Source organism: Xanthomonas sp. WHRI 7065 (assembly GCF_040203115.2).
Lineage (GTDB): Bacteria > Pseudomonadota > Gammaproteobacteria > Xanthomonadales > Xanthomonadaceae > Xanthomonas > Xanthomonas arboricola.
The window spans coordinates 4,586,081-4,598,857 of sequence record NZ_CP168194.1 but is presented as its reverse complement, the minus strand read 5'-3'; the positions used below and the strand labels follow the sequence as shown (position 1 = coordinate 4,598,857).

Sequence of the window (12,777 nt, the reverse complement as noted above, 5' to 3'; positions counted from 1 at the left end):
AAGCCGCAACACGGCAACACGGCGATGCGGTGACGGTGAGGCGGCAAGACGGTACGAGGCTGGATGACGACAGACGCAACTGCTGGGTGACGTGCGCGACGACGCATGGCGGCGACAAGCAGGCGGCTAGGTCTGTACTGACCGATGACGCCGCTGGCTGTGGATCACCAACGCCGCTGTGATCGTTGCTAAGTGCTTGCATTACCTTGCGCGATCGCAGCGCCATCCAGGTGCCACGACCGCATCAACCACTGCTGCCACCGTGGGCGCCGCGCTCCCCGGAGCGGCGTCGCTGCCCAGCTGGTGAATGCAGTTACCGGCGCAGTTACTCGGCAGCGGCCGCGTCGGCTTCGGCCACCGTGTCGCCGTCTTTCAGGCCTTGCGGCGGATCCAGCACCACGCTGTCGCCCGCACTCAAACCCGACACCACCTGGCGGTCCTCGCCCATCACCATCCCGGGAGTGACCGTCTTCATGGCGACGGTGTTGCGCTCGCCGACCACGAACGCGACCGTGCGCGTGTCGCGTTCGACTAGTGCCGCAGCCGGCACGCGCACGCCCTGCGGCTTGCTGGCCTCCTGCGTATTCGCCCGCTCCAGGAAGCTCACCCGCACGCCCATTTCCGGCACGATGCGCGGATCCTTGAGCTTGAGCGCCACGCGCACCTTCACCGTGGCCTTGCCGCGGTCGGCGGTGGGAATGATGGCGATCACCTCGCCGGGAATCTTCCATTCCGGGTACGCGTTGAGCACCGCTTCCACCGGCATCTTCGGCTGCACGCGGCCGATATAGGACTCGCCCACTTCCACTTCGATCTCCAGCGATTCCATGTCCACGATGGTGCCGATGCCGGTGCGGGTGAAGCCGCCGCCGGCCGACAGCGGCGAAACGATTTCGCCGGGCTGCGCGGCCTTGGCGGTGACCACGCCGGCAAACGGCGCACGCACCACGTTGAAGTCCGAGCGGATTGCCGAGATCGCCAGCTGGTCCGATGCCACGCGCACGTTGCGTTGCGCATTCTGCAGCTGTGCGCGCAAGGCGTCGCGCTGTGCGGTGGCCTGCTCGTACTGCGAGCGCGACACCAGTTGCGCACCGACCAGCGATTGCAACCGCGCCGCATCGGCATTGGCCACTGCCAGTTGCGCCTGCATGTTGTCGACCTGGCTACGTGCGGCCGACAGCTGCGATGCCGACAGCGTGCGCTGCGCATCGGCATCCAGCGGGTCCAGCGTGGCCATCACCTGGCCTTGTTCGACGCGCATGCCTTCTTCGATCATCACCTCGCGCACCTTGCCGGTGACCTGTGCCGACACCGTGGCCATGCGCCGCGCCACCACGTAGCCCGATGCGTCCAGCACCGAGGCACTGCTGCTGCCGGCGCTGATCGCCACCACCGCTGCGGTCTGCACCTTCGCCACCGGGCGGCGGGTGAACCACCACGCCGCGGCCGCCAGCAGCACGATGACGATCACGGCGGCGACGATCCAGCCGCCGCGCCGTGCAGGTTCGGGGGCGGCAGGACGCTGGCGGTCGATGCGGAGTTGCTTGAGCAGATCGGCAGAAGTATTCATCGAGGACCAGGACGGGATGCTGCGCGAAAATGTGACCGGCCGCGGGCGGCGCCGCAAGCTGCCGGAAGTCACCAATGCAATTGCGGCGACGAACGGTAGCGCGACCAACGCTGCTGCCAGGTGCTGCGCAGCATGCGACCGCAGCGGCGGCATTCACCAGTGACAGCTGTCACCTGCCGTGCATGACAGCGGCAACTGGCCGCGCTTTCCAGGATGGGCGAGGCTGCAGCATCGGGCGCCCGGTCGGGCCCGGCAGTGGCAGAATCCGATCACCCACATGGACCCACCCCGATGCGCGTGTCGCTTCCCGCCTGGCTTCGCCCCGCTGCCAATTCGCAGGTTGCCGCGCGGCTGGCGCAGGGCCAGTCGCCGTGGATGGATGGCGTGCATCTGCTGTGGTCGAGCTGGGTGTTCGTGGTGCCGGTGTTTTCCTCGCGGGGGTACGACAGCACCTGGCTGCTGTGCACCCTGCTGTCGTATCCGGTCTTCCTGCTGTTGTACGCGCGCATGTTGCTGGCGCCGCGCGGCACCCTGTATCGCTATGCCTGGGCGATGGGTGTGCTCAGTGCCGCGTTGCTGCCGGTGTATCCCTCGGGGATCAGCTATTTCGTCTTCGCCTGCCTGAGTCTGCCCCCGTCCACCCGGCAGGCCTTATGGCGGCACTTCGCGATGCTGGTGGTGATGAACGTGCTCTACCTGGGCTGGGCGCACTGGCTGGGAATGCGCCTGCAATCGCTGGTGTGGCTGCCGGTATCGGTGCTGGGCATGGCCGGTGTCGGTGCGGTGTACAGCATCAACGAACGCAAGGACGCGTTGCTGCGCTTGTCGCAGGACGAAGTGCGCCGGCTGGCCGCCACCGCCGAGCGCGAACGCATCGGCCGCGACCTGCACGATCTGCTCGGCCACACCTTGTCGCTGGTGGCGCTCAAGTCTGATCTTGCCGCTCGCCTGATCGCGCGCGATCCGCAGGCCGCGCGCAGCGAGATCGATGCGGTGGCGCAGATTTCGCGCGATGCCCTGGCGCAGGTGCGGCGCGCGGTCACCGGCATTCGCGCCGCCGGGCTGGTGGCCGAGCTGGCGTCGGCGCGGGTACTGCTGGAGATGGACGGCATCGTGCTGGAACACGCACTGGAAACGCTGGCATTGCCGCCCGAACACGAAACTGCATTGGCACTGGTGGTGCGCGAAGCGGCCACCAATGTGCAACGGCATGCGCAGGCCAGGCGTATGCGCGTGAGCCTGCGCGCGCAGGGCGAGCAGGCGGTGCTGGATATCAGCGACGACGGGCGTGGCGGAGTGATCGTGCCCGGCAATGGTCTGGACGGCATGCGCACGCGCCTGCACGGCCTGGGCGGCGCGCTGGAGGTGGAAGCACTGCCGCGCGGCATGCGCCTGCGCGCCAGCGTGCCGTTGCCGCAGCCCACGCTGGCGACCGCGCAGCCGCCAGTGCCGGTGCCGCTGCTGCCACCGTCGCGCTGATCGCGCACACGTCCACTGCATTGCACGCAATGCACGGCGGGCCCAAGCGCTGCTATCGTGCTCCACCGTTGTCTGCATATGAGCGCGCGCGATGATCCGGGTGTTGTTGGCCGAAGACCAGGCGCTGCTGCGTGGCGCGTTGGTCGCCTTGCTTGGGCTGGAAGACGATATCGAGGTGGTCGGCAGCGCAGGCGATGGCGAAACTGCCTGGCGCGAGCTGCAACGGCTGCAGCCGGACGTGCTGATCACCGATATCGAAATGCCCGGCCTGACCGGTTTAGAGCTGGCCCAGCGCATCCAGCGCCAGGCGCTGCCGCTGCGGGTGATGATCGTCACCACCTTCGCCCGCCCGGGATTCCTACGCCGCGCGCTGGATGCCGGTGTGGCGGCGTATCTGCTCAAGGACGCGCCGGCCGAACAACTGGTCGGCGCCCTGCGTCAGGTGCAGCGTGGCGGGCGGGTGATCGACCCGCAACTGGCGCTGGACGCCTGGGTCGAAGCCGATCCCTTGAGCGAACGCGAGCGCACGGTGTTGCGGCTGGCCGGCGAAGGCCGCTCGGCCAGCGAGATCGCGCAGCAATTGCAGTTGTCGCATGGCACGGTGCGCAATTACCTGTCCGAATGCATCGGCAAGCTGGGCGTGGCCAATCGCATCGAAGCGTATCGGCTCGCGCGGCAGAAAGGCTGGCTGTGACGCAGTGACGCAGACGCGTTGCGCTGTCAGTGAGCGCAGCACTGGATGGCATGCTGCGCCGCGTATCCGTTGTGCATTGCTGCCTGCCGCTATTCCAAATAATGCGAAATGCATGCCGCGCAGGCGCGGGTACACTGCCGGGCCAGAACGATCCCTGCGAGCGAACGGCATGAAATCCCTGTGGCTGTTGGGCCTGCTGATGGTGTGCGCATTCAACGCGTCTGCCGAGCAGTTCAAGATCCTGGTGGCGGCGATTCCCAACCAGTATCACCACGACTATATCCCGGTCGCCAAGCCGCAGTTCGAAGCGATGGCGCGCAAGCATTATGTCGAGTTGGTGTGGGCGTGGAATGCCAAGGCCTTCGATGGCGATCTATCGCAATACGCGGCGATCGTGCTGCTCAATACGCCGGCCACCGATCTGGATCCCACGCAGCGTGCAAACTTTCAGACCTACGTGCGCAACGGCGGCGGCGTGGTGGCGGTGCACAAGGCCTTTGCGATCAAGCGCGGCGACTGGGAGTGGTACGACCATCTGATCGGCCGCTCGTTCCGCACCCATCCATACATGCAGACCGCAATGGTCGACGTGGTGGACGCCAACTTCCCGGCCACTGCCGGCCTGCCCGCGCGCTGGGTGTGGACCGACGAATGGTACGAATACGATCCGCCGTACAGCGATGACCTGGTCACGCTGATGACGGTGGACGAAACCAGCTACGACCCCACGCTGATCTGGCCGGGCCAGGTCGCCAAGGGCATGGGCAAACAGCACCCGGTGGCCTGGTACCACCACTTCGAAGGCGGCCGCGTGTTCGCCACCGCGCTCGGCCACCTGGCCGAGGCCTACAACGACCCACGCTACCTGGAGCATCTGTACGGCGGGATTTATTGGGCCGCCACCGGCAAGGGCATCGAAGCATCCGCGCCAGCGGCCAAGACAAAACGCCAGCGTTAAATCCTAGCCCCTCTCCCGCCGGGAGAGGGGTGAGGGTGCGCGGCAACGCCACTCCAGATGGCGGTCAACCCGATGCTTCGCCCGTACCCGCAGCCATCCATCAACGCGCAGACCGCTCGCCACGCGCCATGCTGGAAAACACGCCATCCCGGCGGACCCAGGCATGGAACAGCGCCGCGCTCAGATGCCCCAGCACGGTGGCGAACAACAGGTACGCCAACCAGCCATGCGCGCTCCGCAACCAGGCGTACAGCGCAGGATCATGCGGCGCGATCGCCGGCAGGTTCGCGCCCGGCCACAGCACGATCGGATAAGCGCCGGCCGACAGCATCGCCCAGCCGATCAACGGCATGCCCAGCATCAGCGCATACAACAACCAGTGCGAAGCGGTCGCCGCGGCCTTCTGCCAGGCCGGCAGGTCGACCGGCAGCGGCGGCGGGCGGTTGCGCAGGCGATTGATCAGGCGCAGCACCGCAAGGATCAGGATCGCGATGCCCAAGGGGCGATGCAGATCGATCAACCACGGCCGCTGCGTCACCGAGGCCACCATGCCCACGCCGACGAACAGCATGGTCAGGATCATCGCGGCCATCAACCAATGCAGCACGCGTGCGGGCAGATTGAAGTGGGTATGGCTGCTCATTGGTGTGCTCCCTGGCCGGTGGCGGCGCTGCCTGTGCCATTGGCGATCTCATGCTCGCGCCGGTTGAACGATTGCGAATACACCGACGAGCGCGCCGCCAGGATCGGGTCGTTCGATCCGGCAATGCCCTTGGGCAGGATCAGCGGGTCGTAATTCAGGTCGCGGCACGGGCCGGTGGCCTGCGGCTCGGCATGATCGATCGACACCGTGCCGGCGACGATCTGCTTGCGGCTTTCCGGCCATGGCTGCGAGGGATCGTCCACCGCATCGCCCGGCTCGGCCACGGTCAGCACCAGGTCCCAACGCAGCGGTCCCTGCGCCAGGCGCGTGTCCAGATCGGTGGCGAGAAAATCGCCATCGGCCTGCGCGCGCTGCTCGGCGCTGAGTTCCTGGAACGGGGTATGCGGACGCATCGACCAGCGGATGTAGCGCTCGCGTCCATCGGCGGCAATCGCGCGGAACGCATTCACCCCGTTGTATTGCGTGTTGGCCCAGCTGTTGGACCACGGTGCGGTCTTGGCCCACTGCTGGAACTTGGCTGCTTCCGGATACTGCTTGCCGAACGCGGCCAGCTTGGCCGGGTCGGGCTTGCCGGTGGCCGGGTCCGGCCGGGATGCCACATTCAATGCCTGGAAACCGGCCGGCGTGGCCACCACGAAGAACGGGAAACTGTTCATCGCGGTGCGCCATTCCTGCCCGTCGTCGCTGCGCAACAGCAATGCCATGCTGCGTACGCGTGCCGCACCATCGGCGCCATGCGGGTCGCCGCCGCCGATCGACAGGCGCCCGAGCACCGGCGTGCTGGCCTGGCTGAAGATGCGTGCCGACGACAGCCAGGTGGCCTTGCCGCTGGCCTTGAAGTCCCCGCTCACACACACGCCCTTGGTATGCGCGCGGCGAAAGCCCGGATGCGGCGGCCCGCTGGCCTCGATGGTGTCGGTCATGCGCGCGGCGGTGAGCCGGTCGCCACCGATCCAGCCGGCGGTCCAGGCGAACGCAACCGCCAGGCCGCCGGCAATCGCGGCGATCCCCAGCAATGGCGCCACGCGGACGCGTCCATGCTGTGGCGGTGGGGAAGGAGGTGGCAAGGTCATGGCTGGCTCCAGGGGTCGGTGCGGTGAGTGGTCGGTGCAGTGAGACGACGTGCAGGCCGACTTATTCCCGTGATCGCCCAGGCGTTGTGGCACGCGCATCGAACGTGGGAATAGTCCACGCTCCAGCGCGTCTACTGTGTGATGCCACCACCAAACCTGCCGATGGATGCTCTGGACGATGACCAACTGCGTGCCGTGCTGCCGGCGCTGCGTCGCTTCGCGCGCTCGCTGAGCGGCGAGCCCGCCAGCGCCGACGACCTGGTGCAGGCCACGCTGGAACGTGCGCTGCGGCGTTGGCGCACCCGCCATACCGCCGAGGCCCTGCAGCCGTGGCTGTTCGCCATCCTGTACCGGCAGTTTCTGGACGGGCAGCGCCGCGCCGCGCGCTGGCAGCGCGTGGTGGGCCTGTTCGCACCGCAGCAGCCCAGCCAGTCCGCATCGGCCGAGCAGGTGCACGACGGCCGCGCCATGCTGGCCAGCCTGGCGTTGCTGCCGCCGGAACAGCGCGCCTTGCTGCTCTTGGTCAGCGTGGAGGGTTTCAGCTACCGCGAGGTGGCCGACACCCTCGGCATCCCGATCGGCACGGTGATGTCGCGGCTGTCGCGTGCGCGCGAACGCCTGCGTGCATTGAACGAGGGGCATGTGAACCACGCACCTGCATTGAGGATCCTGAAATGACCAGCACGCCGCCGCCTGACGAACACGCACTGCACGCCTATGTCGATGGCCGGCTGGAGCCGGCGCAACGCGCAGCGGTGGCCGCCTGGTTGCAGGCGCACCCGGCGCAGGCCGCGCGCGTGGCGGGCTGGAAACGCGATGCCGAAGCGCTGCGCGCCGCGCACGCCGGCCTGGAGCCGGAGATGGCCACGCTGGCGCTGACGCCTGCAGCGATTCGCCGTGGCCTGCAGCAACGCCGCCGGACCCTGGTGGCCATGGCCGCCAGTTGCGTGCTGGCGCTGGGCCTGGGCACCGGGCTGGGCTGGCAGTTGCGCGAGAGCCGGCTCGCCATTCAGCGCGTGCCGATGGCTGATGCAGTGGCCGCATACCGCCTGTTTGCCGATGTCGACGCGCATCCGGGCGTTATGTTGGACGTGCGGCGCCGCGCGGAGTTGGAGCCGTGGTTGCGCACGCATTTCGGCAACGCCGGTGTGGTGCCGGATCTGCGTACGCAGGGCTATGTGCTGCGCGGCGGGCAGCTGCTTTCCACACCGGAAGGCGCGGCAGCGATGCTGGTCTACAGCGATGCCGACGGCGCGCGTATCGGCCTGTATCTGCGTCCGCGCAGCGGTCCGATGCCCACCGGCGAACGGCGCGATGGCCGTCTACTGGCGCAGTACTGGGCCGAAGGCGAGACCGCGTTTGCGCTGGTCGGCCCGGCGACGCAGACACGCATGCGCACGATCGCGCCGTTGCTGCGCAGCCAGGGATGACCGGCGCGACTCAAGCTGCGTGCTGATGGCCCGCGCGCGCTGCGTGCGCGGCGAGCTCTGCGAGCTCAGCCGCCGTAGCGTTGCTGGAGCATCGCAAAGGCCGAGCGCAGCGCCAGCGCCTCGCCGCCCGCCGGGCGGCCGGGGCGGTCGCTGTCGTTCCAGGCGTACACGTCCAGATGGGCCCATAGCTGGCCCGGCGCGACAAAGCGCTCCAGGTACAGCGCGGCGGTGACCGCGCCGGCCATGCGCGAGCCGGCGTTGGCCATGTCGGCGACGTGGCTGTTGAGGTAACGCAGATACGGGCGCCATAGCGGCATGCGCCATACCGGGTCGCGGGTCTGCTCGCCGGCACGCAGCCAGGCCTGCGCCAGCGCATCGTCGTTGGCGAACAGCGCGGGCAGGTCCGGCCCCAAGGCGATGCGTGCGGCACCGGTGAGCGTTGCGAAATCCAGGATCAGATCGGGGCGCTGCTCGGTGGCGTAGCTCAGCGCATCGCACAGCACCAGGCGGCCTTCGGCATCGGTGTTGTCCACTTCCACCGTGACGCCGGCGCGGGTGGTGATGACTTCGCCGGGGCGGAACGCATCCGGGCCGACGGCGTTTTCCACCGCGGCAATCAACAGGGTCAGTCGCACCGGCAACTGCTGCGCCATCACCAGGCCGGCCAGCGCCAAGGCATGCGCCGCGCCGCCCATATCCTTCTTCATGTTGCGCATGCCATCGGCCGGCTTCAGATCCAGCCCGCCGGTGTCGAAGCACACGCCCTTGCCGACCAGCACCAGATGCGGATGCGCCGCATCGCCCCATTGCAGCTGGATCAGCCGCGGTGCCCGGTGCGAGGCGCGCCCGACCGCGTGGATGGTGGGGAAGCTCTGCGCCAGCAATTGCTCGCCGACGATGGCATCGACCTGGGCGCCATGCGTTTGCGCCAGTGCGCGCGTGGCCTCTTCCAGATGCTGCGGGCCCATGTCCTCTGTCGGCGTGTTGACCCAGTCGCGCACGCGGATGCAGGCCTCGATCAAGGCGCGCGTCTGCGGTGTCGGCGTGGCGGCCAGTTCGGCCGGTGCGCGCGGCACCTTGCGGTAGCGTGAGAAGCGGTACGCACCCAGGCCCCAACCCAGATGCAGCAGCGCCTGTTCGCTCTCGCTCAGCGTGTTGGCCAGCGTCCAGCGGCTGGCCGGCGGCAGCGCCATCGGTGCATGCGCGTAGGCGTAGGCATCGGCGCGGTCGCCGATGCCCAGCACCGCGCCGGCCAGCCCCTGTTCGCCCGGCAGCAACAGCACGCTGCCCGGCGCGGCATCGAACCGTTGCGCCTGTGCCCACGACAGCACGTGCGTGGGCTGCTCGGCGCACCAACGTGCAAAGCCTTCGCGGTCGAGCACATGCAGCGGCAAGGCTGCGGCGTTGGGATCGATGAAACCGGTGAGCTGCGACATGGAAATCCTCGGAGGCGGCGCCATGCGCCGAGCAAAAAGTGGCTCAGGCGGGAAGGCGGATGCCGGCGTGTGCGGGGTCGGGGTGCGGCTGCTGCGCGTCCAGCCAGTCGGCCAGCCCGGTCATGGAGTCGAACTCCAGATCCGGTTGCTGGGTCGGGTGCGACCACTGCGCTCCATCACGGTTGATCCAGCAGGCGCGCAGCCCGGCATCCAGCGCGCCCAGCACGTCCATGCGCACGTGGTCGCCCACATGCAGCACCTGCGCTGGCGGCACCTCCAGCCGCGCGCATGCGGCCAGGAAGATGCTCGGATCCGGCTTGGCGCTGCCGTGCTCGCGCGAGCCCAGCTGAAACGCGAAGTGATGCATCAGCCCGATGCGTTGCAGATCGGCATTGCCATTGCTGAGCGCGGCCACTGGCACATGCGCGGCGATACGCGCCAGCGCGTCCAGTGCATCCGGGTAGCACTCCACCTGATTGCGCGCGGCATAGAAGACTTCGTACGCAGGCTCCAGCAAGGCCAGGTCGCCGCCGCTCTCGCGCAGCGCCATTTCCAGCGTCAACCGCCGCAGCGCGCTGAGGTCATGATGCAGGTGCGGGTTGTCGGCAAAGCTGCGCTCGCGCAGTTCGCGCATCGCCTCCACCGGAAACCGCTCGGCGGTGACCGGGCTGTGCTCGCGCATCCAGTCGTACAACACCTGGTCGATCCGCGCCCCGATCGGCGCAAAGGGCCACAACGTATCGTCGAGGTCGAGGGTGATGGCGCTGATTTGGAAGCTCATCGCGAGATTGTAGTGCCGGGAATGGGGAGTCGGGAATCGAGAATGGGTAGAGCGCAGCCACTGCTCTTGCGATTCCCGATTCCCAACTCCCGATTCCCGATTCCCGATTCCCGGCTACTCCAACAACCGTGCCCAACGCTGCATTCCCTCCACCCGGCTCAGCACCATCTTGATGCAGACCAGCAGCGGTACCGCCAGCAGCAAACCGACCATGCCCCATAGCCAGCCGAACAACATCAGCGCCAGGATCAGCATCAGCGGCGAGATCGCCATGCGGCGGCCGAGCACGATCGGCGTGACCACCTGGCCCTCGATGGTGTGCAGCGCCAGGTACAGGATCGCCGGCAGCATCGCCGACAAGGTGGTGCGGAATTCCACAAAGCCCATCAACAGCATCAGCATCACGCCGATCAACGGGCCCACATACGGCGCGAAGTTGAGCAGCGCCACCACCGTGCCCCACAGCAGCGCTTCGGGCAGCGGAATCTTGAGCACATACAGAATGCCGGCGAAGACCAGCCCGACCAGCGTATTGATCACGCTGATGGTGAGCACGTAGCGCGAGACCTCGCGCTCGATGTCCAGCATGATTTCGGTGGTGAAGCGTTGCTGCTGTCGATTGGGCAGCAAGGCGATCGCATGCCGTTGCAGGCTTTCGCCATAGACCATGAAGAAGAACGTCAGCAACACCACCGCAAGCACCGAGGCGGCCAGCTTCGGCGTGCGCACCAGCGCCTTGTAGGGGTCGTCCATCTGCGTGCGCACGATCTGCACGCTGCGCTGGCCATCGCCGCCGGCCGCGCGTGCAAAGTTTTCCGCGGCCTGGTTGGCCTGCATCACCGGCTTGGTGAAATCGCGCACGTCGCGGGCGATCTGGCGCATCTGCCGGGGCGCCTGCTGTACCCATTCGGCGGCCGGCCCGGCCAGCTGCGCGGCCAGTGTCACGGTACCGGCCAGACCCAGGCACAACACCATCAAGGCGCCGAGGAAGCGCGGGATATACAGCTTGCGCAGACCGCGCAGGATGGGGTTGCCGATCAAGGCAAAGAAGGCTGCCAGCATCACCGGCAGGATGATCGTCTGTGCAGCCCACAGCGTATAACCCACCGCAAGCGTGGCCAGCACCACCAGCGAGACCGGCGCACGTGGGCGCGGCGCCGGTGGCGGCGGGAGCGAATCTGCCGCAACGGCAGCATCCATAGAATCGACGGGAAGAGTCATGCGCGCCCTGGCAGCAGACTGGCGTGCTGCCAGCGGTGGGCCATTATCAGCCGAACGCGTCAACGCAGCGCACAGAGGGTGTGCGTGTAACGTCAGTCCTTAACAGCATCGGTGGCGGGCTCTGCCGCGCATCGGGCGGCAAACACCCGCAGCGCGATCCCGAGCGACGCTCGGGAACGCTTCATTACGCGGCGCGGTCGATCGGCGCCTGCACCACCGTCACCGGTGGATCGGCAGCGACCTCTTCGGCATTGTCTGCGGCACGTTCGGCCTGCTCGGAGGCTTCCTGCGCACGGTGTGCGGTGAACAGCGCAGAGATCGTGCTGATCATCTGCAGAATCTTCGGGATACCGCCGAGCTTGCTGGCGATGCTGCCCAATGCCGCCTGCGGTTCGTTGCGGCCGGTGACAAACCCCAGGCCGAAACCAACCACCATGATTCGCAGCGGAGACCACCCGGCACGCCAGGTGTCACGCAATTCTCCCCAATGCAGGCGTGTTTCCTGGGCGCGCCCTTCCACCAGGAATTCGGCGCGTTCCACGCGCTGACGCAAGGTGCCGAACTTCATGTGCGTGCTCCATTGGCAGCCGATGCGTTGGCATCGTCGTCGTCGCTGCTGTCATCGAAGATGCCCAGCTTGACCAGCTGACGACGTGTTGCATTCAGGCCGGTGTGGTCAAAGTAGAAGAACACCCGCCACGCCGCAATGCCGGTGACCAACAAGCTGGCCAGTGCGGTGAAAAACATCGCCTGGAACCACGATAGCCCGGCGCGTTGCAGCAGTGCGATGATCGCACCCGCCAGCAACAACCAAGACGACGCGCCGAAGACCACGGCAACGCATGCCCAGGCCAGTCCGCGCCCGAAGGCACTGCGTGCAAGTTGCAAGTCGGCCGACACCAGCCGGCGCAACGCGCGGCTGGTGTCCTTGGCCGAGCCCAGCGTTGCGCGGCCGGCTGCGCCGACCGCACGTACGCTTTCGTCCAGTCCTGGCGTTTCCGGCCGCGCGTTGGGCGCGTCGGAGGCGGCAGCTGTAGAGGCCTGGTCGCTCACGACTTAGTTGTCGTTGCTGCGTGCCAGCTTGGCAATGATCCAGCCGGTCGCAAACGCAACGCCGAACGCAGCCAGCGGGCGCTCACGAATCAGATCGGTGGCGCTTTCCAGCAGGTCGTTGCCCTTGCTGACCAGCACGTCGAGCTGTTCCTTGGCAGCGGCGCCGCCGAACTCGGCAGCAGCCATGCCGGCCAATGCTGTATCGGAGAGCTCAGCCTTGACGTTGGCGCGACCGAGCTTGAGCTCATCGCCTGCAGCACTGGTGGCGCCCTTGACGGCTTCGCCTGCGGCGCTGGCGGCAGACTTCAGGTGGGTGCTGGCTTCGCTCAGATTTTCTTTCAGCTGGTCGGTATTGGTGGGGCTCATGCGATATCTCCTTCGGTCATTGATGGCAGCCGCGATAGCATGCGGGCGTGGT

General features: G+C 67.4%; 14 protein-coding genes. 5 read left to right on the top strand and 9 right to left on the bottom strand.

Annotated elements, in window-relative coordinates; all coding sequences use genetic code 11:
• Positions 1-325: 325 nt before the first annotated feature.
• A complete protein-coding gene (locus ABQY64_RS19165; RefSeq protein WP_349780562.1) occupies positions 326-1,570 on the bottom strand; it encodes an efflux RND transporter periplasmic adaptor subunit in 1,245 nt (414 codons plus the stop codon).
• A gap of 291 nt (positions 1,571-1,861) precedes the next feature.
• Here ABQY64_RS19165 and ABQY64_RS19160 point away from each other — a divergent pair, with 291 nt between their 5' ends.
• The 3 genes from ABQY64_RS19160 to ABQY64_RS19150 all read left to right on the top strand — a co-directional run bounded on the left by ABQY64_RS19160 (position 1,862) and on the right by ABQY64_RS19150 (position 4,701).
• Complete coding sequence (locus ABQY64_RS19160; protein WP_047130565.1) at positions 1,862-3,049, top strand: sensor histidine kinase; 1,188 nt, start codon at positions 1,862-1,864, stop codon at positions 3,047-3,049.
• Positions 3,050-3,140: 91 nt separating this feature from the next.
• On the top strand, positions 3,141-3,743 hold the full coding sequence (locus ABQY64_RS19155) for a response regulator transcription factor (RefSeq protein WP_016902640.1): 603 nt from the start codon (positions 3,141-3,143) through the stop codon (positions 3,741-3,743).
• Positions 3,744-3,912: 169 nt separating this feature from the next.
• Positions 3,913-4,701: a ThuA domain-containing protein gene (locus ABQY64_RS19150; RefSeq protein ID WP_047127546.1), complete on the top strand. Its 789-nt coding sequence runs from the start codon at positions 3,913-3,915 to the stop codon at positions 4,699-4,701.
• Between the two features lie 100 nt (positions 4,702-4,801).
• Here ABQY64_RS19150 and ABQY64_RS19145 read toward each other — a convergent pair whose 3' ends face one another.
• On the bottom strand, positions 4,802-5,344 hold the full coding sequence (locus tag ABQY64_RS19145) for a cytochrome b (RefSeq protein WP_349780561.1): 543 nt from the start codon (positions 5,342-5,344) through the stop codon (positions 4,802-4,804).
• Positions 5,341-6,438, bottom strand: coding sequence for a catalase family peroxidase (locus tag ABQY64_RS19140; protein WP_026064354.1), 1,098 nt, complete (start codon positions 6,436-6,438; stop codon positions 5,341-5,343). Before ABQY64_RS19140 ends, ABQY64_RS19145 begins: the two co-directional genes overlap by 4 nt.
• A 162-nt stretch (positions 6,439-6,600) precedes the next feature.
• On the opposite strand from ABQY64_RS19140, the gene ABQY64_RS19135 reads away from it, so the two are divergent.
• Complete coding sequence (locus tag ABQY64_RS19135; protein ID WP_184458431.1) at positions 6,601-7,116, top strand: RNA polymerase sigma factor; 516 nt, start codon at positions 6,601-6,603, stop codon at positions 7,114-7,116.
• Positions 7,113-7,868, top strand: a complete 756-nt coding sequence (locus tag ABQY64_RS19130) for an anti-sigma factor (RefSeq protein WP_349780560.1) — start codon at positions 7,113-7,115, stop codon at positions 7,866-7,868. Before ABQY64_RS19135 ends, ABQY64_RS19130 begins: the two co-directional genes overlap by 4 nt.
• Positions 7,869-7,933: 65 nt before the next feature.
• On the opposite strand, the gene ABQY64_RS19125 is transcribed toward ABQY64_RS19130, so the two are convergent.
• The 6 genes from ABQY64_RS19125 to ABQY64_RS19100 form a co-directional block, all read right to left on the bottom strand.
• Entirely contained in the window at positions 7,934-9,304 is a 1,371-nt protein-coding gene (locus ABQY64_RS19125; protein ID WP_349780559.1) for a leucyl aminopeptidase family protein, read from the bottom strand.
• A 43-nt stretch (positions 9,305-9,347) separates the two neighbouring features.
• Entirely contained in the window at positions 9,348-10,085 is a 738-nt protein-coding gene (locus ABQY64_RS19120) for an HAD family hydrolase (protein WP_047129991.1), read from the bottom strand.
• Positions 10,086-10,199: 114 nt separating this feature from the next.
• Positions 10,200-11,306, bottom strand: a complete 1,107-nt coding sequence (locus tag ABQY64_RS19115; protein ID WP_026064355.1) for an AI-2E family transporter — start codon at positions 11,304-11,306, stop codon at positions 10,200-10,202.
• Positions 11,307-11,490: 184 nt separating this feature from the next.
• Positions 11,491-11,874, bottom strand: a complete 384-nt coding sequence (locus tag ABQY64_RS19110; RefSeq protein WP_024939694.1) for a hypothetical protein — start codon at positions 11,872-11,874, stop codon at positions 11,491-11,493.
• Positions 11,871-12,359: a hypothetical protein gene (locus ABQY64_RS19105; protein ID WP_024939695.1), complete on the bottom strand. Its 489-nt coding sequence runs from the start codon at positions 12,357-12,359 to the stop codon at positions 11,871-11,873. Before ABQY64_RS19105 ends, ABQY64_RS19110 begins: the two co-directional genes overlap by 4 nt.
• A gap of 3 nt (positions 12,360-12,362) precedes the next feature.
• Complete coding sequence (locus ABQY64_RS19100) at positions 12,363-12,725, bottom strand: hypothetical protein (protein ID WP_006450942.1); 363 nt, start codon at positions 12,723-12,725, stop codon at positions 12,363-12,365.
• Positions 12,726-12,777 lie beyond the last annotated feature (52 nt).

What these genes read in the sequence shown, in the direction of transcription:
- ABQY64_RS19110 (WP_024939694.1), bottom strand. Translation starts at nt 11,874, where the DNA reads ATGAAGTTCGGCACCTTGCGTCAGCGCGTGGAACGCGCCGAATTCCTG.
- ABQY64_RS19130 (WP_349780560.1), top strand. Translation starts at nt 7,113, where the DNA reads ATGACCAGCACGCCGCCGCCTGACGAACACGCACTGCACGCCTATGTC.
- ABQY64_RS19115 (WP_026064355.1), bottom strand. Translation starts at nt 11,306, where the DNA reads ATGACTCTTCCCGTCGATTCTATGGATGCTGCCGTTGCGGCAGATTCG.
- ABQY64_RS19165 (WP_349780562.1), bottom strand. Translation starts at nt 1,570, where the DNA reads ATGAATACTTCTGCCGATCTGCTCAAGCAACTCCGCATCGACCGCCAG.
- ABQY64_RS19120 (WP_047129991.1), bottom strand. Translation starts at nt 10,085, where the DNA reads ATGAGCTTCCAAATCAGCGCCATCACCCTCGACCTCGACGATACGTTG.
- ABQY64_RS19140 (WP_026064354.1), bottom strand. Translation starts at nt 6,438, where the DNA reads ATGACCTTGCCACCTCCTTCCCCACCGCCACAGCATGGACGCGTCCGC.
- ABQY64_RS19145 (WP_349780561.1), bottom strand. Translation starts at nt 5,344, where the DNA reads ATGAGCAGCCATACCCACTTCAATCTGCCCGCACGCGTGCTGCATTGG.
- ABQY64_RS19150 (WP_047127546.1), top strand. Translation starts at nt 3,913, where the DNA reads ATGAAATCCCTGTGGCTGTTGGGCCTGCTGATGGTGTGCGCATTCAAC.
- ABQY64_RS19135 (WP_184458431.1), top strand. Translation starts at nt 6,601, where the DNA reads ATGGATGCTCTGGACGATGACCAACTGCGTGCCGTGCTGCCGGCGCTG.
- ABQY64_RS19155 (WP_016902640.1), top strand. Translation starts at nt 3,141, where the DNA reads ATGATCCGGGTGTTGTTGGCCGAAGACCAGGCGCTGCTGCGTGGCGCG.
- ABQY64_RS19160 (WP_047130565.1), top strand. Translation starts at nt 1,862, where the DNA reads ATGCGCGTGTCGCTTCCCGCCTGGCTTCGCCCCGCTGCCAATTCGCAG.
- ABQY64_RS19100 (WP_006450942.1), bottom strand. Translation starts at nt 12,725, where the DNA reads ATGAGCCCCACCAATACCGACCAGCTGAAAGAAAATCTGAGCGAAGCC.
- ABQY64_RS19125 (WP_349780559.1), bottom strand. Translation starts at nt 9,304, where the DNA reads ATGTCGCAGCTCACCGGTTTCATCGATCCCAACGCCGCAGCCTTGCCG.